The organism is Bacillus sp. PK6-026, assembly GCF_054161455.1.
Window position 1 is genome coordinate 382,883 of sequence record NZ_CP096418.1, and the last position, 21,642, is coordinate 404,524.

Genomic DNA, 21,642 nt, shown 5'->3' on the forward strand with positions numbered 1-21,642 from the left:
GCTCATCGCAATACCGCAACATTGCATTGCGGCTTGGCTGTTCGCATCGTCATACATAGCAAAAGATAAAGGAGGAATAAAAAATGGGAAACACATGTTACCCGCTGACACATGCTCAAAGGAGAATTTGGTACACTGAAAAGTTCTATCCCGGCACAAGTGTTTCAAATTTGAGCGGTTTTGGAAAATTAAAATCTGCCTCCGGAATCGATTCCGGGTTATTGACTGAAGCCATTCGCCAGTTTGTCCGTACAAATGAAACCATGCGATTCAGACTGTTGTTTGAAGGAGGGGATGAGCCGAAGCAATATATAGCGGAAGACGAACCTTTCCGGATTGAATATTTCGACGCTTCAGAAATCGGAGGAGCGGACGGCGTTCTTAAATGGGGACAAGCTGAGGCGCGCCGACCCCTGCCTTTGTATGAAAGTCCGCTGTTTAAATTTGCCGTCGTTCGCATCAGTGAGGAAGAAAGCTGGTTTTTTGCAAAAGTTCATCATATGATTTCCGATGGTATTTCGATGACGATCTTGGGCAACCGCATTACAGACATTTATTTGAAGCTTGCTAAAGGGGAAACCGGCCTCGAACCTGTTCAGTCATCATTTACGGAACATATTCAGAGTGAGTTGGAGTATGAAAATTCGAAGCGGTTCCAGAAGGATAAAGCATATTGGAACGCACAATATGAAGTGATTCCGGAGCCCGTATCGTTAAAGGCGAGCGATACGTATCAGATCCAATTGAATGCAGCCCGCTTTTCAAAAGAGATTTCCCCTGTCCTGTATAAAAAAATTCAAACGTATTGTAAGGAACACAACATAAGTGTGCTCTCCCTGTTCTTATCCATTTTGCACATTTATATGCACCGGATAACCGGACAAAAAGACGTCGTTCTCGGAACATTTATGGGTAACCGGACAAATGCAAAAGAAAAACAGATGCTCGGGATGTTCGTATCGACGATTCCAATGAAAGCCTCCATTGATGTACACCAGGACTTTAGTGCATTTGTGCAGGAAAGAATGAAAGATCAGCTGAAGATCATTCGGCATCAAAAGTATCCGTACAATCTGCTGATTAATGATTTGCGGGAAAGACAGCCGCATGTCAGCAAATTGTTCGCCGTCTCACTGGAATATCAAGTTATGCAATGGCAGAGGAAAGAAACGTTGTCATTTCTTACTGAGCCGATTTTCAGCGGCAGTGAAGTAAACGATATTTCCATTCACGTGAAAGAGAGATGGGATACCGGGACGCTTGCGATTGATTTTGATTACAGGGAGGAGCTTTTCACCTGTGAAGAAATGGCCGTTTTATATGAACGGCTGATGACGCTGCTTGAAGATGCCTTGTTGTTTCCGCAAAAAACAATCGCTGAACTGGAGATTGTTCCCGCATTTGAAAAAGAGCGGCTGTTAAAGCGTGCATCAAGCCAAACCATCGCATATGACAAGAACATGACCCTGCACGGTTTATTCGAACAAAAAGCAGCCGATCATCCCGAAAAAACCGCCGTTGTATATGAAGGACAAAAACTTTCGTACCGTGAGCTGAATGAACAATCGAATCGTCTGGCAAGGGCGCTTCGAAGAAGAGGCATCGGGCCTGACGCTCCGGCTGCGATAGTGATGGAGCGGTCAGAGCGGGTTATTACGGCGATGCTGGGCGTTTTGAAAGCCGGCGGAGCTTATGTACCGATCGATCCCGGATTTCCGGAAGAAAGAATTCGCTTTATGCTGGAGGATTCAAAGGTCAAAGCGGTTATCACAGACAGCGGGCTGACTTTTGAAACGGCCGAAACTGTGCGGTTCAGCGAAGCGCTTTCTGAATCGCTGGAAAACGGTCATCCGTCTTCAGAGGCAGGCGCCGGGCACCTTGCATATATCATTTATACTTCCGGGACAACGGGCCGTCCAAAAGGCGTCATGATTGAACACAGGCAGGTCCACCACCTTGTAAGAGGGCTTCAGCAGGCCGTTGGTGCATATGATCAGGATGATTTGAAGCTGGCACTTCTGGCTCCGTTTCATTTTGACGCTTCCGTTCAGCAGATTTTTACGTCTCTATTGCTTGGCCAAACGTTGTACATCGTACCGAAAAAGACGGTTTCCGACGGACGCGCTTTATCGGATTATTACCGCCGCCATCAAATCGATGTGACAGACGGTACGCCGGCTCATTTGCAGCTTTTGTCTGCTGCCGATGATCTTTCAGGTGTCAAACTGAGGCATATGCTTGTTGGAGGAGAGGCATTATCAAGGGTCGCAACGGAAAGGCTGCTTCAATTATTTGCAGAAACAGCTGAATCCGTGCCTGATGTAACGAATGTTTACGGCCCGACTGAAACTTGTGTGGATGCTTCTTCTTTTACGATGACAAACCACGCAGATCTTCAAGGCGATACGGCCTATGTCCCGATCGGCAGACCGATTGGAAACAACCGTTTTTATATTTTGGATGAAAACGGTGCACTCCTTCCTGATGGTGTCGAAGGGGAATTGTATATTGCAGGAGACGGAGTCGGCCGAGGCTATTTGAACTTACCTGACATGACCGCAGACAAGTTCTTGGAAGACCCGTTTGTCCCCGGAGGTTTCATGTATCGAACAGGGGATGCAGTACGTTGGCTTCCTGACGGTACGGTTGATTTCATCGGCCGAAAAGACGATCAAGTGAAAATCCGCGGCTACCGGATCGAGCTTGGTGAGATAGAGTCGGTGCTGCAAGGAGCCCCTGCTGTCGGAAAAGCAGTTGTCCTCGCGCGGCCCGAAACCGGCGGCAGCCTTGAGGTTTGCGCTTATGTCGTGCCAAAACAAAGCGGGGAAATTCACCTTCAGGGGCTGAGGGAGCATTTATCCAAGCATCTGCCTGACTATATGATACCTTCCCACTTTGTCGAGCTTGATGAAATACCGCTGACGGGAAGCGGCAAAGTCGACCGGAAAGCGCTGCTTCGCCATGAAGTCTCTGTCAGCGGGACTGCAGAGTATGCGGCACCGAGAAATGAATATGAAGAAAAAATGGTGGGTATATGGCAGGAAGTGCTCGGAACTGAACAAGTCGGAATCCACGACCAGTTTTTTGAACTGGGCGGCCATTCTCTCAAAGCGATGGCCATGCTGGCAAAAATTTATAAAGCTTTCGGTGTCGAGGTTCCGTTGCAAGTCCTGTTCGAAAAACCGACAGTGGCGGCGTTAAGCGGCTTTGTTTCTGAAGCGGAGAAAGACGGATACACGGTAATTGAACCGGCGCCGGAAAGTGACGATTATCCTCTCTCATTGGCGCAGCAGCGAATTTATATCGTCAGCCAGCTGGAGGATGCCGGAGTCGGCTACAATATGCCGGCCGCGGCGATGCTTGAGGGCACCCTCGATGTTCAGCGCATTGAAGCTGCTTTTCAAAAACTGATTGACAGGCATGAGGCGCTGCGGACTTCGTTTACAGTTGTCGATGGCGAGCCGAGACAGAATATTCATCAAAGGGTTCAGTTCAAGATTGAGAAGGTTGAAGCAGATGGGAAGCCGATCGAACAAATGGCAAAATCTTTTGTCCGCCGCTTTGATCTCGCCAAAGCTCCGCTGATGAGAGCCGGTCTCGTCCGTCTCGCAGACGGCAGACATGTGCTGTTGTTCGATATGCATCATCTTGTGTCTGACGGCGTGTCGATTTCGATCATATTGAATGAGCTGGCCGCACTGTATAAAGGGGAAGAACTGCCGGAGCCGAATTTGCATTACAAAGATTATGCTTTCTGGCAAAGGACGCAGGCACAAAAAGGTTTTCAAAAAGAAGAGGCTTATTGGCAAAGCGTGTTCGCCCGAGAGCTTCCCGTACTGCAGCTGATAACGGATGAGCCGAGGCCGTCTGTTCAAAGCTTTGAAGGAGACAGGGTATCCGCAGTCCTGCCAAAAGACATGAAAGAAAAATTAGCCGTGCTGGCAGAGCAAAACGGCGCGACATTGTATATGGTCATGCTGGCCGCATACAACATGCTGCTAGCAAAGTACTCCGGGCAGGAAGATGTGATCGTCGGAACGCCGGCGGCCGGCCGCAGACATTCCGATCTGGAAGGAATCATCGGCATGTTTGTCAATACGCTGGCGATCCGTTCAAAAGTGGAGTCGGGCAGAACGTTCAGAGACTTCCTACATGATGTAAAGAAAACGGTAATCGACGCTTTTGAGCATCAGGATTATCCGTTTGAGCGGCTTGCGGAAAAGGTTGGTGCATCGCGCGATTTAAGCCGTCATCCCGTCTTTGACACGATGTTTATTTTGCAAAATGCATGGGAAGACATTCCGATGCTCGGCGATTTGCACCTCTCGATTTATGAAACGAACTTCAATATTGCAAAGTTCGACCTGACGCTGCAGGCGAAAGAAGAGCAGGGAGAATTGATTCTCGATTTGGATTACAGTACGAAGCTGTTTAAAAAAGATACGGCAGAAAGGATGCTGAAAGCATATTTGCACCTTCTGGAGGGCATGACGGCTGATCCGCTGCGCAGAATCGGCGAGTACAGCCTTTTGACAGAAGAGGAAACGAATCGTCAGCTCGTCGCGTTCAACCCCGCGGCAAGCGATTATCCGCGGGAGAAAACGATCGTTCAGCTATTTGAGAAACAGGCGGCAGAAAGAGGCGGACATCCCGCCCTGCAATTTGAAGACAAAGTATGGTCATACGGTGAGCTCAATCGGAAAGCGAACCAATTGGCGAGGCGCCTCCGCGAAAGAGGTGTGCAGCCCGGCACGACGGCAGCCATTCTCACCGCCAGGTCGGCTGAAATGGTCATCGGCATTCTCGCTGTGCTGAAAGCTGGCGCTGCTTATGTGCCGATCGATCCGGATCATCCTGAAAAACGTGTGCAACATTTCTTCGAGGACAGCGGAGCGGCGGTTCTTTTAGCACAAAAGGCGATGAAGCCGTTCGCTGAGGCGGCTGAATTTGGCAGCGACATTCTATTTCTTGAGGATGAACACCTTTATCTGGGAGATGCGTCTGATTTGCGCCTTCCGATTTCACCGGAAGCAATGGCCAATCTAACGTATACATCCGGAACGACTGGGACGCCTAAGGGCAATATGGTTTCTCACCGGAATATATTGCGTACGGTAAAAAACACAAATTACTTGGATGTGATGACATCCGATATCGTTCTTTCAATTTCAAATTACGTGTTTGATGCCTTTATGTTTGATGTGTTCGGTTCATTGCTGAACGGCGCCAAGCTGGTGATAGCTCCAAAAGACACGATTCTTGATATGAGCCGGCTCGCACATGTACTTGAAAAAGAAAAGGTTACCGTCTTAATGATCACGACCGCATTATTCAATCTGCTGACAGACATGCGGCCGGACAGTTTGAAGGGACTCCGCAGGGTTCTGTTCGGCGGCGAACGTGCATCTGTCGATCATGTCAGAAGAGCTCTGAACACAGTTGGCAAAGGACGGCTGCTTCATATGTACGGCCCGTCTGAGAGCACTGTCTTTACAACCTATTATCCAGTCAACGAAGTGCCGGACGATGCGCAGGCTATACCGATCGGAAAGCCTGTCAGCAATACGGAGGTTCTGATTCTTGATTCATTCGGCAATGTACAGCCGGCAGGGGTTGCGGGAGAATTGTGCGTCGGCGGAGACGGCCTTGTCCGCGGCTATTTTAACCGCCCGGAACTGACGGCTGAAAAGTTTACGGAACATCCGTTCAAAACCGGTGAGAAGATTTACCGGACGGGCGATATGGCGAGATGGCTTGCCGACGACGGATGTCTCGAATTTATCGGACGGATTGATCATCAGGTCAAAATTCGCGGACAGAGGATCGAGCTGGGCGAAATCGAGCACAATCTCCTCACACATGAAATGGTACAGGAAGCCGCTGTTCTTGCTGTTGACACCGGGAAGAGAGATCAAATGATCTGTGCTTACTTTACGGCCGATCAGGAGCTTTCTAGTGAAGAGCTTCGCCGATATGCGGCAGAAGGTCTGCCGGGCTACATGATCCCGTCCGTGTTTATGCAGCTTCAGGAGCTTCCGCTCACAGGCAATGGAAAGGTCGACAGAAGGGCGCTGCCTGAGCCGGATGTCACGCAGGCCGCGCAAAAGGAATATACGGCGCCAAGGAGCCGAACAGAAGCACAGCTTGCCGATCTTTGGCAGGAGGTGCTCAATGTACCGAAAATCGGTGTGCATGACAATTTCTTTGAACTTGGCGGACACTCTTTAATCGGAATGACGCTCATTGCCCGTATCCAGCAAGAGATGAATGTTGATCTGCAGCTGAAAGATTTGTTCCAGGCGCCGACAATCGAAACCCTGGCGCAGGCTGCGGAAAAAACTGAGAAAAAATCAGCCGTTTATATTGAAGCGGCGCCGGATCAGGAAACGTACCCGGTATCTTCGGCGCAAAAACGGCTGTACGTCCTACAGCAGATTGAAGGCGCTGAGAAAAGCTATCACATGCCGGCCGTTCTCCAGCTTGAAGGGAAGCTTGATTTGAAGCGCCTCGAGTCTGCCGCGCAAATGCTGATCAAGCGCCATGAAGCATTCCGCACGACATTTGAAATCAAGGACGGCGAACCTGTTCAGCGGATTTGGGAAGCTGCGGAATTGACCATTGATGTCATCGATGCAGATGAACAAGAAGCGGAAAAGCTGATTAAAGAATTCATCAGGCCGTTTGATTTAACAAAAGCCCCGTTATTTAGAATGAGCATCATACGTTTCACGGGAGAAAAACATCTTTTGCTTGTGGATATGCATCATATCATTTCAGACGGCGCTTCTGTCAGCGTCCTGATCGATGAAATGACAAAGCTTTATGCGGGAGAGGCGCTTGAACCGCTGAGGATTCAGTATAAAGACTTTTCTGTATGGCAGCAGCATCTGCTGACAGAACGGCACAAAGTGCAGGAGGAATACTGGCTCAAGGAGCTGGCCGGCGAGCTGCCTGTTTTGACGCTTCCGGCAGACTATCCGCGTCCTTCTATTCAAACGTTTGAAGGAAGCCGTCTCAGCTTTGCGCTGAAACCGGAGCTTGTCCAGCAGCTGAGAAAACTGGCCAAGGAAACGGACAGCACTTTATACATGGTGCTCGCTGCCTCATACAGCGCGCTTTTATCCAAACTGAGCGGACAGAGCGAGGTCATTATCGGCTCTCCGGCTGCCGGGCGGCCGCATACTGATTTGAGCCGGATCATCGGCATGTTTGTCAATACGCTTGCAATAAGAACGCGTCCTGAAGGAGACAAGCCGTTTTCTGCATTCCTTGAGGAAGTGAAAGAAACGACGCTCGGCGCGTTTGAGCATCAAGATTACCCGTTTGAAGAACTCATCGAGAAGCTGAACATCCAGCGCGACATGAGCCGAAACCCATTGTTTGATGCCGTCTTTTCAATGCGAAATGCCGATTTGAAGGACTTGTCAATGGAAGGGATCACACTCAAGCCGTATGATTTTGCCCATCAGACCGCGAAGTTTGACCTGACGCTGACAGCGGCGGAAGAGGACGGACTTCTCGTTTTTGAAATGGAATACAATACAGCTCTCTTTAAGCATGAATCGATCGAGCGCTGGCGCGGGTACTGGGTCAATCTGCTCGAAGCGGTTGCCGAAAATCCGGATGCCCGCCTTTCAGAGCTTTCGCTTCTGGATGAAGCAGAAAAACGGCGAATCGTCCAAAATTGGAATGAGACGAGACTGGCTGTGCCGGAGGACAAAACGGTCCATGAGCTGTTCGAAGCGCAAGTTCTCCGCACGCCTGACCGTGGGGCAGCGGTGTACAACGGCGTGAAGTGGACGTATAAAGAGCTGAACGCACGGGCGAACCGTCTGGCCCGGCTGCTGATCGAAAAAGGGGCCCGTCCTGAACAGCGGATCGGGATCATGGTCAAGCCTTCGCTTGAAATGGCCGCTGGCGTGCTCGCGATTTTGAAAGCGGGAGCGGCCTATGTGCCGATCGATCCTAGCTATCCGGCTGAACGGATCGGATACGTGCTGAAAGACAGCAGCGCAGAGCTGCTTCTGACGCAAACAAACTTAGCCGCACCTGAAGAATTCAGCGGTGAAACACTTCTTCTCGATTCGATGCTGAGCGAAGAAATCACAAAAGACGATGAGGTGAACCCACAGGCAGGTACACAGTCAGACAACCTGGCCTACTTGATCTACACATCGGGCACGACCGGCCAGCCGAAAGGCGTCATGGTCGAACACCGGTCGCTTGTGAATTTGTGTTATTGGCATAATGACGCCTTTAAGGTCACCGAACAGGACAAAAGCGCGAAATATGCCGGCTTCGGCTTTGACGCTTCCGTTTGGGAGATGTTCCCGTATTGGATCGCCGGAGCGGAGCTTCACATCATTGATGAAGCGACCCGGATGGATATTACGCGCTTAAATCAATACTTTGAAGAGAACAAAATAACGATCACGTTCCTGCCGACACAGTTGTGCGAACAGTTCATGGAGCTGGACAACCAGTCGCTGCGCGTGCTGCTTACGGGCGGAGACAAGCTGAAACGGATCGCAAAACGCTCCTACACGCTCGTCAACAACTATGGACCGACGGAAAACACGGTCGTCGCGACGAGCACGGCGATTGATCCTGATGAAGGAATGCTTTCAATCGGAAAGCCGATCGCCAATACGCGGGCGTATGTGCTTGGACAAAACAACGAAGTCCAGCCTGTCGGTGTCGCGGGTGAGCTGTGCATCGCCGGCCGCGGGCTTGCGCGCGGCTATCTGAACAAGCCAGAGGAAACGGCGAAGCGTTTTACGGAAGACCCGTTTGTGCCGGGCGAGCGCATGTACCGGACGGGGGACGCGGTCAAATGGCTGGAAGACGGACGGCTTGAGTACATCGGCCGAATCGACCAGCAGGTGAAAATCCGCGGCTTCCGGATCGAACTTTCTGAAATCGAAGTCCAGCTCGCGCTGCTCTCTGAAGTGCAGGAGGCCGTCGTCACCGACATCGAAGACGCCTGCGGCAACAAAGCGCTGTGCGGCTATGTCGTTGCGAATGAACAGCTTGATACAGAAAGCCTCGCCCGGAAGCTGGCGCAGACGCTCCCGGACTATATGGTACCGTCATTCTGGGTGCAGCTTAAAGAGCTTCCGGTTACGGCGAACGGAAAAGTCGACCGAAGGGCGCTGCCTCAGCCTGACGTCGAAGCGCAGACAGCCGAATACAAAGCGCCGCTTACAGAAACGGAACAGCTGTTGGCGGACATTTGGCAGGAGGTTCTCGGTATAGACCGAATCGGGATCACAGACAATTTCTTCGCGCTCGGCGGGGACTCGATCAAAGGAATTCAAATGGCAAGCCGGCTTCAGCAGCACGGGTGGAAGCTGGAGATGAAGGACTTGTTTCAGCACCCGACGATCGGAGAGCTGAGTGCTTATGTTCAAGCGGCTGACGATCAGCCGATCGATCAGAACCCTGTCGAAGGGGAAGTCACATTGACGCCGATTCAGCGTTGGTTCTTCGAACGCAAATTTACGAACGAGCATCACTGGAATCAGTCGGTCATGCTTCACGCTTTAACGGGATTCGACCCGGAAACGGCAGGCAAGGCTTTAAGCAAGCTGATCGAACATCATGACGCACTTCGCATGGTTTATCAACGAAATGGAGACGGGATTGTTCAGTACAACAGAGGGCTGGAAGAAACAGCGGTTCGCCCTGAAGTCATCCGCTTCAATGAATCGGGCGCTGAACTTGAAGCTGCCGTGTTGAAGGCATCAAACCGGATTCAAAGCAGTATCGATTTAACCGAAGGCCCGCTTTTGAAAGCGGCGATCTTTAAAACGGATCAAGGCGATCATCTTCTCATAGTTATTCATCATCTCGTTGTGGACGGAATCTCATGGAGAATCCTCCTTGAGGATTTCGCCGCCGGGTACGCCCAGGCTGAAAAAGGGGAGCCGATTATTCTTCAAGACAAGACGCACTCTTTTGCTGAATATGCGGCTCGCCTGGAAGAATATGCAGGGTCAAAAGCTTTCGCAAAAGAAATCGGCTATTGGCAGGAAATCGAACAGGCGGAGACGGCAGCGCTCCCGAAAGACGATGAAGCAGAGGACAAGCGGATGCGCCATACGAAAACGGCTGAGTTTTCCCTCTCAAAAGAAGAAACGGAACAGTTGATGACAAAAGTTCATGAAGCATATAACACGGAAATGAACGACATTTTGCTTACGGCGTTGGGCTTGGCGCTGAAAGAGTGGACGGGGCAGGAAGACTTTATCATCTGCTTAGAGGGACACGGCCGGGAGGACATCATAGACGGCTTGAATATTTCCCGGACGGTCGGCTGGTTTACAAGCCAGTTCCCGGCGCTGATTCAAATGCGCCATTCAGGGGATATCGGCTATCAAATCAAACAGATCAAAGAAGAATTGCGCCACATTCCGAATAAAGGAATCGGCTATGGCATTTATCGTTATTTGACCGAAGAAGGCAAAAAGGCGAAGCCGATCAAGCATGATATCAGCTTCAACTATTTGGGCCAGTTTACAGAGATGGCGGATTCGGGTCTGTTCACGAGATCAACTTTGCCATCCGGCGATCCGCTCAGCCCGGAAACGGAAAAACCGAATGCGCTGGACATCGTCGGCTATATCGAAGACGGCATTTTGACAATGTCAATCGCTTATCATTCACTCGAATATAAAGAAAGCACCGTCGCCGCTGTCGCCGCAAGCTTTAAAACTTATTTGCTGCAATTGATCGATCATTGCTTAGAGCGGGATGGGGGCGAACTGACCCCGAGCGATCTTGGAGATGACGAACTCACGCTTGAAGAATTAGATAAATTGATGGAGATTTTCTAACAAAAAAACGAGGTGCCTTATGGGGAAACAAAAGATTCAAAAGGTGTATCCTTTGACACCGATGCAGGAAGGGATGCTGTACCACGCAATGCTTGATCCGGAATCTTCCTCTTACTTCACACAGTTGGAGCTATTCATAGACGGGGAATTTGATTTGGGGATCTTTGAAAAAAGCGTGAATCAGCTCGTGCGTTCATACGATATTCTCAGAACGGTTTTTGTTCACCAGCAATTGCAAAAACCGCGCCAGGTTGTCCTGGCTGAACGGCAGGCAATAGTGGAATTTGAGGATCTTGCGGACTTGGATGAGGAAAGGCAAACAAACCGCATTGACCGGTATAAACAAGAGGTACAGGCTGCCGGGTTTAATTTGGCGAAAGACATGCTGTTTAAAACGGCGGTCTTTCGGCTTGACCGGAATAAGTACCTTCTCGTCTGGAGCAACCATCATATCGTGATGGACGGCTGGAGCATGGGGACATTAATGAAACGCCTTTTTCAAAACTATGAAGCGTTTCGAGCAAACCGGACGGTTCCGCTTGATCAGGGAAAACCGTATGCGGACTATATTAAATGGCTCGGCCGGCAGGATAAGGGTGAAGCGGCATCCTACTGGGAACACCGCCTTTCGGGTTTAGAAAGTCCGAGCGTCATTCCCGGCGGCAAACCGCGGCCGGATTCAGAATCGTACCGGAACGAGGAGTTTACGTTTGTTTGGGACAAGAATATGGTGGATGCCCTTCAACAGGCGGCAAACCGCTATCATGTCACAGCTCCCAACCTTTTTCAGGCGATTTGGGGAGCGGTTCTTGCCAAATATAACAGAACCGATGATGTGGTGTTCGGCACGGTTGTGTCCGGGCGCCCGTCGGAAATTGACGGAATCGAGCATATGGCAGGGCTGTTCATCAACACGATCCCTGTCCGTTTAAAGGTCGATCAAAACGTATCGTTTGCCGAGCTATTCAAACAAGCACAGCAGCATGCGATTGACGCGGAGCGGTACGACTATCTACCGCTCTATGAGATTCAAAAGCAATCGGCATTGGACGGCCGCTTGATCAGCCACCTTGTCGCGTTTGAGAACTATCCGCTTGATAAGGAGCTTGAAAACGGAACGATTCATGAGAGGCTCGGCTTTTCCATCAAGGCTGCCGGAGCTTTTGAACAAACGAATTACGACTTTAATTTGATCGTTTATCCGGGAGCTGAGTGGACGATCAAATTGAAATACAACGGTGCGGCTTTTGATGCGGCTTTCATTGAGCAGGCAGCCGGGCATTTAACGAGACTTGCAGAAGAGGCGATTGCAAATCCCGAGTCAAAAGCAGCCAGCGCCGCCATGTTATCAAAACAGGAGCAACAAACGCTGCTCGCTTTTAATCAAACAAAATCCGATTATCCAAGAGAAAAGACGATCCCGGAGCTGTTTGAAGAACAGGTTAAAGCGTCTCCTGACAAAACGGCTGTTGCCGCTGACGGAAGAAGCCTGACTTACCGCAGGCTGAATGAGAAAGCCAATCAGCTCGCGAGAAGACTGAAAGCTAAAGGCTTGATGCACGGAAATGCCGCCGCCATTATGATGGAGCGGTCGCTTGAAGCAGCCGTCAGCATGCTGGCGGTGCTGAAAGCAGGCGGCGTGTACGTGCCGATCGATCCCGGATATCCTGAAGAGCGGATTCGCTTTTTGCTCGAAGACAGCGGGTCAAAGATCGTCCTTACAAAAGACAGTACGCAGATTTCGCTGGAAGGGTATGAGGTGCTCGCCGTAAATGCGATGGATGCAGAAAAAGAAGATGCCGCCAACCTTGAACATGTCAACAAGCCCGAAGATCTTGCCTATTACATTTATACATCCGGATCGACGGGCAGGCCGAAGGGCGTTATGGTCGAACACCGCAATATTGTCCGCCTTGTCAAAAATGCGGGCTACATCCCGCTGAAGAGCGGCGTGAAGATGGCGCAGACAGGGGCTGTCAGCTTTGATGCCAGTACATTTGAAGTATTCGGCGCACTGCTAAACGGAGGAACCCTTTATCCCGTCCCGAAAGAGACGCTCCTTGATGGAAAAAGGTTCAACATGTTTCTGAAGGAAACCGGAATCACAACAATGTGGCTGACTTCGCCTCTTTTCAATCAGCTTGCTCAGCAGGATCCGGGAATGTTTGCAACCTTGAACGATCTGATTATCGGCGGAGATGCCCTTGTTCCGGGAATCGTCAACAGAGTCAAACGCGAATCACCGGAACTGTCGCTTTGGAACGGATACGGGCCCACCGAAAATACGACATTTTCGACCTGTTTTTTGATCGATCAAGCATATGAGAGAACGATCCCGATTGGAAAGCCGATCGGAAATTCAACCGCCTATATCGTTGATGAACACGGCTCGCTTCAGCCGATCGGCGTGCCCGGTGAACTGTGTGTCGGCGGAGACGGGGTGGCGCGCGGCTACTTGAATCAGCCTGAGTTGACAGATGAAAAGTTTGTCGGCGATCCTTTTGCCGAAGGGAAGCGGATGTACCGTACGGGCGACTTGGCAAAATGGCTTCCCGACGGGAATATCGAATTCCTCGGCCGAATTGATCATCAAGTGAAGGTTCGCGGCTTCCGGATCGAATTAGGCGAGGTTGAAGCGGCTTTAGCCCGCCTTGAGGGGATTTCAGAAGCGGCCGCTGTCATTCGGGAAAACAACGCCGGAGAAAACGAGATTTGCGCCTATTACACTGCCGTTGGCACGAGGCCGGCCGCGCAGCTGCGGACAGAGCTGTCCCGGTCGCTTCCGGAGTATATGATTCCGGCCCATTTGATCGAACTCGACAGCATGCCGCTGACAGCCAACGGAAAGGTTGACAAACGTCAGCTTCCGGCTCCTATCGCTGAAGAGACTGCTAGATTCGAAGCGCCAAAAAATGAAACGGAGGAAATTCTGGCGGCAATCTGGGAAGAGATTCTCGGCATCAAGCAGCCGGGAATCGATGACAACTTCTTTTCCATCGGCGGACACTCGCTGAAGGCGATGATGCTGACTGCCAAAATACAAGAGCAGCTCCAAAAAGAGGTGCCGATCAAAGTATTGTTTGAAAAACCGACGATCAGAGAGCTGGCCGAATTTCTTCAAGGAGAAACAAAAGAGAAAACCGCTTCGATTACGCCGGCTCCGTTCCGTCCGAATTACCCGGTTTCGTCCGCCCAACGGCGCATGTACATCCTCAATCAGCTCGAAGAAGCAAGCACGAGCTACAATGTGCCGGCGGTTCTGCTTTTGGAAGGCGAATTAGATAAGGAGCGTTTGGAAGCCGCGTTTCGGGCCTTGATCGGCCGCCATGAAACATTGCGGACATCGTTCGAATTAATCGATGGAGAAATCGTTCAAATCATCCATCAAGACGCGGTTTTTCACCTGACGGAATCAGTGGCGGAAGAAGCGGAAGCCGAAGCGGCGATCAGAGAATTTATCCGGCCGTTTGAGCTGAATAAGGCGCCGCTCGTCAGGGCGGAGCTCGTGAAGCTTGAAGAAAAACGCCATCTGCTGATGATCGATATGCACCATATTATTACGGACGGAAGCTCCACCGGCATACTGATTCGCGACCTGGCCGGCTTCTACCACGGAGAAGAGGCGCCTGCCCCTAAGCTCCACTATAAAGATTTCGCTGTGTGGCAAAACGGACCGGAGCATCAGGAGAAATTGAAAGAACAAGAACAGTATTGGCTTGACGTTTTTAAAGGCGAGCTGCCTGTTCTCGATCTGCCGTACGATTTTCCACGGCCGTCAAAACGCAGCTTTGAAGGTGACCGTGTCGTCTTCGGAATCGATCAAAAACTGACGGCAGACATTCAAAAGCTGCTTTCTGAAGCTGATGCGACACTTTATATGTTCCTGTTGGCTGCATTTAATATCCTGCTTTCCAAGTATGCGTCACAGGATGATTTGATCGTCGGATCGCCCGTGGCAGGCAGAACCCATCCGGATTTGCACAACATTCCGGGCATGTTTGTCAATACGCTGGCGCTCCGCAATCGTCCCGAAGGAGAAAAAACGTTTAAGCAGTTTTTGCAGGAAGTCAAAGAGACAAGTCTTCAAGGCTTTGCCAAGCAGGATTATCCGCTTGAAGAACTGATTGAAAAACTGCCATTGCCGCGGGATACAAGCCGAAATCCGCTGTTCAGCGTCTTTTTCAACATGCAGAACATGGAGGTCCCGACGCTGAAACTCGGAGATTTGCAGATTTCGTCTTACTCGGTGCGTCACCGCACGGCGAAGTTCGATCTGTCGCTTGAGGCTGTGGAGCATGATGGCGAAATCGGTTTGAGTTTTGACTATGCCGTATCCTTATTTAAAGAAGAAACGATTAGGCGCTGGAGCGGTCACTTCTTAAATGTGATTAAAAAAATCTGCGAAAACCCCGGCATTAAGCTCAGGGACATCGAACTGCTTTCAGTCAAAGAGCGCGCACTTCTGCTCGAAGAAGCGAGGCGCAGCCAGGCGGAGCGCCTTGAGGAGCGGCCGTTTCATGTACAGTTTGAAGAAAAGGCGGACGAAATGCCTGATCAGCCGGCCGTTGTCTGCGGGGAAACGATCCTCACATACCGCGTGCTCGACGAAAAAGCAAATCAGATCGCAAATGTGCTGCGCAGTGAAGGCGTCGGAAAAGACGATGTTGTCGGCATTATGCTGAATCGTTCTGCAGAGGTCGCAGCAGCGATTCTCGGTGTAATGAAATCAGGAGGCGCTTTTTTGCCGATTGATCCGGAAATGCCGACGAGCAGGGTGCAATATATGCTGGAAGACAGCGGAGTCCGCTGGCTCTTAACAGAACCTTCCCATCAAGCGGATCTCGCGGATTGGTATACCGGGAGACTGATAGATGTCAGAAAAGACACGCTGATGGCAAGTAATAAACGGCCGCATCCAACTACGGACGGAGCGAGTTTGGCGTACATCATCTACACATCCGGAACGACTGGCCAGCCGAAAGGTGTTCAGCTCGAACACCGGAATCTGGCAAACTATGTTTCCTGGTTTATCAGTGAGGCGCACCTGTCAGCTTCGGATAAAACGATGCTTTTGTCTTCCTATGCGTTCGATCTCGGATACACGAGCTTTTTCCCGGTGCTGCTTGCCGGAGGAGAGCTGCATATCGTCCCGAAAGAAACGTATACAGAACCGGAGGCATTTACTCATTATATCGGTGAACAAGGGATCACATATATGAAGCTGACGCCGTCGCTTTTCCATACGGTCGTTCAGCCGCAAAGCTTCGCTTTGGCAAAGGGGCTTCAGTCATTGAGACTGATTGTACTAGGGGGAGAAAAAATCAATCCGAAAGATGTGGAGCGGTTCCATTCCCGCTATCCGGACACCAGATTCATCAATCATTACGGTCCGACGGAAACGACGATCGGAGCAATCGCTAAACCGGTCGAGCCGGACATGATCGGACAATTCGCCGAGCGTCCGACGATTGGACGGCCGATTTCGGGCGCCGGAGCACTGGTATTGGACGCCTCCCACCGGCTTGTTCCCGCCGGAGCAGCAGGCGAGCTGTATATAACGGGAAGCGGGCTTGCAAGAGGATATGTGAACAACCGGGAACTCACGGCTGCGAAGTTTGTCGAAAATCCTTACACGCCGGGCACATTCATGTACCGGACAGGGGATCTCGTCCGCCGTCTTCCGAATGGAGAGATTGAATTTTTGGGGCGGACGGATGATCAGGTGAAAATCCGCGGCTACAGAATCGAATTGAAAGAAATCGAAGAAGCCTTTAACGGGCTTGATGATATAGAGCGGGCTATCGTTCTTTCCTTTACGACTGACTCGGGGTTAGACGAATTGTGCGCTTATATTCAAGCGAAACGACAGCTGCCGGTTTCCGAACTGAGAGAGCGTCTTTCCGAGCGGCTGCCGTCGTACATGATCCCGTCATACTTCGTAACGGTGGATAAAATGCCGCTTTCGGCAAACGGAAAAGTGGACCGCCGTGCGCTCCCGGAGCCGCAAGGTCTAAACGGACGAAGCGATTCGTATAGAGCGCCGTCAACCGAAATTGAAAAAGCCCTCTGCGGCATTTGGGAAGAGGTGCTTGGCGTTCAGAAGGTCGGACTTGACGACAATTTCTTCGATCTTGGCGGACATTCATTAAAAGGAATGATGCTGATAGCGGAAATCCAATCCAGGCTCGGAAAAAAAGTACCGCTAAAAACGTTGTTCGATTGTCCGACCGCCGGCTTGCTCGCCCGCAGTATTGAAGCATCCGAAGGACAGTCACAACAAAGCGCGATTCAGCCTGCCGAAAAACGCGACTGGTATCCGGTTTCATCCGCTCAGCAACGGATGTATGCCCTCCACCATTATGAAAAGAACGGAACGGGCTACAACATGCCGTCTGTTCTCATGATGGAAGGCGTGCTTGATACGGATCGTTTAAGACGGGCGTTCGCCGACTTGGTGAACCGCCATGAATCATTGCGAACCGCATTTATTGAAATCGATGGCCGTACCGTTCAAATTGTGCATGAAAAAGCGGACATTGACTTAAAGGTTATTCATATTCGTGAAGAGGACGCAGAAGCGGAAATCAACCGCTTTATCAGACCGTTTGATCTCAGCACCGCTCCGCTGATCAGAGCCGAGTTGCTTTCCATCAGCTCTACGCGCCATCTGCTTTTGATTGATACACATCATATTATTGCGGACGGCGTTTCCAGAAGCCTTTTCGTCAAAGAAATCGCTCAGCTTTATAAAGACGCTTCGCTCCCTGAGCCGAAGCTGCACTACAAGGATTATGCGGTGTGGCAGCAAGAACCTGACCAGCAAGAAAACATTCGGAAACAGGAAGATTTCTGGCTCCGTCAGTTTAAGGAAAGCGTTCCGGAACTCAGCCTTCCGCTCGACTTTCCGCGTCCTCCTGTCCAAAGCTTTGCCGGTGACCGGGTTCGCTTTAAAGCATCAAAAGACGCCGCCCTTAAAATGCGCCGTTTGACGGCGGAAACGAACACGACGCTGAATATTGTGATGCTCGCCGTTTTTAACCTGTTTTTAAGCCGTCTATCCGGCCAAAACGATATTGTCGTCGGTACAGCGGCAGCGGGCAGAACGAATGCTGATCTGAAAGACATGCCGGGAATGTTCGTCAATTCGTTGGCGCTGAAAAACCATGTACCTGATCAAGCATCATTCAGCGAGTTTTTGGAAGAGGTCAAAAACAACAGCCTCGCAGCCCTCGACCATCAGGACTATCCGTTTGAAGAGCTGATCGCCAAGCTTGATTTGCCGCGCGATATGAGCCGGAATCCGCTGTTCAATGTCATGCTGACAACGGAAGATCCTGATAAAGAGACGCTCGATTTAGACGGTCTGACAATCAAGCCGTATGAGATTTCACATGCTGCTGCCAAGTTCGACCTGACACTTGGGGCTTATGAAAAAGATCATGAAATCGGCCTTCAGTTCGAATATGCAACAGATTTGTTTCAGAAACAAACGATTGAACGCTGGAGCGGATATTTGCTTAACCTGCTCGAAGCGGTTGCCGAAAACCCGGATGCCCGCCTTTCAGAGCTTTCGCTTCTGGATGAAGCGGAAAAACGGCGGATCGTTCAAAATTGGAATGAGACGAAGCTTGATGTGCCGGAGGACAAAACGGTCCATGAGCTGTTCGAAGCGCAAGTCCTCCGCACGCCTGACCGCGGGGCAGCGGTGTACAACGGCGTGGAGTGGACATACAAAGAGCTGAACGCGCGGGCGAACCGCCTGGCTCGGCTGCTGATCGAAAAAGGGGCCCGCCCTGAACAGCGGATCGGGATCATGGTCAAGCCTTCGCTTGAAATGGCCGCTGGCGTGCTCGGAATTTTGAAAGCGGGAGCGGCCTATGTGCCGATCGATCCTAGCTATCCGGCCGAGCGGATCGGATACGTGCTAAAAGACAGTGGCGCAGAGCTGCTTTTGACGCAAAGCGGATTAACGGTGCCGGACACATTTACCGGAGACGTGATCGATTTAAATGGAAAAGGCTCCATTCTGGACGGCGAGCTTTATCCAGAGGATGACATGAATCCAAACGCGCAAGCTCAGTCTGACAACCTGGCATACTTGATCTACACATCGGGCACGACCGGCCAGCCGAAAGGCGTCATGGTCGAACACCGGTCGCTCGTAAACTTGTGTTATTGGCATAATGACGCCTTTAAGGTCACCGAACAGGACAAAAGCGCGAAATATGCCGGCTTCGGCTTTGACGCTTCCGTCTGGGAGATGTTCCCGTACTGGATCGCCGGAGCGGAGCTTCACATCATTGATGAAGCGATCCGAATGGATATTACGCGCTTAAATCAATACTTTGAAGAGAACAAAATAACGATCACGTTCCTGCCGACACAGTTGTGCGAACAGTTCATGGAGCTGGACAACCAGTCGCTGCGCGTGCTGCTTACGGGCGGAGACAAGCTGAAACGGATCGCAAAACGCTCCTACACGCTCGTCAACAACTATGGACCGACGGAAAACACGGTCGTCGCGACGAGCACGGCGATTGATCCTGATGAAGGAATGCTTTCAATCGGAAAGCCGATCGCCAATACGCGGGCGTATGTGCTAGGACAAAACAACGAAGTCCAGCCCGTCGGTGTCGCGGGTGAGCTGTGCATCGCCGGCCGCGGGCTTGCGCGCGGCTATCTGAACAAGCCAGAGGAAACAGCGAAGCGTTTTACGGAAGACCCGTTTGTGCCGGGCGAGCGCATGTACCGGACGGGGGACGCGGTCAAATGGCTGGAAGATGGACGGCTTGAGTACATCGGCCGAATTGACCAGCAGGTGAAAATCCGCGGCTTCCGGATCGAACTTTCTGAAATCGAAGTCCAGCTCGCGCGGCTCTCTGAAGTGCAGGAAGCCGTCGTCACCGACATCGAAGACGCCTGCCGCAACAAAGCGCTGTGCGGCTATGTCGTTGCGAATGAACAGCTTGATACAGAAAGCCTCGCCCGGAAGCTGGCGCAGACGCTCCCGGACTATATGGTACCGTCATTCTGGGTGCAGCTTAAAGAGCTTCCGGTTACGGCGAACGGAAAAGTCGACCGAAGGGCGCTGCCTCAGCCTGACGTCGAAGCGCAGACAGCCGAATACAAAGCGCCGCTTACAGAAACGGAACAGCTGTTGGCGGACATTTGGCAGGAGGTTCTCGGTATAGACCGAATCGGGATCACAGACAATTTCTTCGCGCTCGGCGGGGACTCGATCAAAGGAATTCAAATGGCAAGCCGGCTTCAGCAGCACGGGTGGAAGCTGGAGATGAAGGACTTGTTTCAGCACCCGACGATCGGAGAGATCAGTTCGTATATTGAATGGGCCGATGCTAAACCGATCAATCAAGGACCTGTCGAAGGGGAAGTCACATTGACGCCGATTCAGCGCTGGTTCTTTGAACGCAAATTTACGAACGAGCATCACTGGAATCAGTCGGTTATGCTTCACGCGCCTTCAGGGTTTGACCCGGAGCTCGTTGAACAGACATTGGCGGCATTGACAGAGCATCATGATGCCTTGCGCATGGTGTATCAAAAGAAAAACGGCCGCCTCATTCAGTATAACCGCGGGCCGGGCGACCGTTCGTTCGCCTTTCGAGTGGTTGACCTTCGATATGTCACTGACATTGAAACGGAAATCGCCGCCCAGGCAAACCGTCTTCAGGCAAGCCTTGATCTCGAAAACGGGCCGCTTGTAAAGGCAGAACAGTATCAGACTGCGGAAGGCGACCATTTGCTGATCGTCATTCACCATTTGGTGATCGACGGCGTGTCATGGCGAATTCTGCTGGAAGACTTTGCATCAGGCTATTCGCAAGCCGCACAGCAACATGACATTGTCTTCCCCGACAAAACCAATTCGTTTAAAGACTGGGCAAAAGAGCTTGAGGCATATGCACAAAGCGAACGCTTTCTTAAAACGGTCGATTATTGGCGCAGACTTGAACAAGAGCGCATTTGCGAGCTGCCGAAAGATCGGGCTGCCGCAGAAAGAAAAGCGGAAAACAATTCTGCAGTTACGTTTGAATTAAGCGAAGCGGAGACGCGTCTGCTGCTGACGAAAGTGCATGAGCCGTATGGAACGGATATCAACGACATCCTGCTTTCCGCCCTCAGCCTGACAATCAGAGAATGGACGAACGGCTCCAATATTTGCATCAATATGGAAGGGCACGGCAGAGAGGAAATCATTCCGGGGATGAATATTTCGAGAACGGCGGGATGGTTTACCGCGCAATATCCGGTTGTTTTAAAAAGCGAAGCAGCGGCAGGATTGCCTGAGACCATTAAAAACGTCAAAGAAACCCTTCGGCGCATTCCTGACAAAGGAATCGGCTACGGCATCCTTCGCTACTTAACAGACCGGAAAAAAGCCGGTGCCGATTTCTCGATCAAGCCTGACATCAGCTTTAACTACCTGGGGCAGATCGACAGGGAGGTGCAGACCGATTTCTTCGGACCTTCTTCTTATGATATGGGCAGACAGGTTTCTGAAAGGTCTGAAGCGCTCTATGCGCTGAGCTTCAGCGGCATCATCAGCAAGGAAAAATTCATCTTGTCATGTTCATTCAATACAGAGGAATATGACAGACAGACCGTACAAGGGCTGATGGACAGATTCAAAGCTTCCCTAACGGCATTGATCGACCATTGTACAGCTAAAGAGGAGCGCGAATTTACACCGAGTGATTTTTCTGCCGGCGATCTTGAGATGGAAGAAATGGGCGACCTGTTTGACGTTCTTGAAGAAAACTTGAAATAAACACCGAGGACTTGCCCG

At 51.0% G+C, this 21,642-nt stretch carries 2 protein-coding genes; both read left to right on the plus strand.

Going from position 1 to position 21,642, the window contains the following annotated elements; translation table 11 throughout:
- The first annotated feature begins 83 nt into the window (after positions 1–83).
- Positions 84–10,835: a lichenysin non-ribosomal peptide synthetase LicA gene (gene licA, locus M1D59_RS02045; protein WP_458117747.1), complete on the plus strand. Its 10,752-nt coding sequence runs from the start codon at positions 84–86 to the stop codon at positions 10,833–10,835.
- 19 nt (positions 10,836–10,854) lie between these two features.
- Positions 10,855–21,624, plus strand: coding sequence for a lichenysin non-ribosomal peptide synthetase LicB (licB, locus tag M1D59_RS02050; protein WP_458117748.1), 10,770 nt, complete (start codon positions 10,855–10,857; stop codon positions 21,622–21,624).
- Positions 21,625–21,642 lie beyond the last annotated feature (18 nt).

Coding starts and splice junctions, on each gene's coding strand:
- licA (WP_458117747.1), top strand. CDS start 84: ATGGGAAACACATGTTACCCGCTGACACATGCTCAAAGGAGAATTTGG.
- licB (WP_458117748.1), top strand. CDS start 10,855: ATGGGGAAACAAAAGATTCAAAAGGTGTATCCTTTGACACCGATGCAG.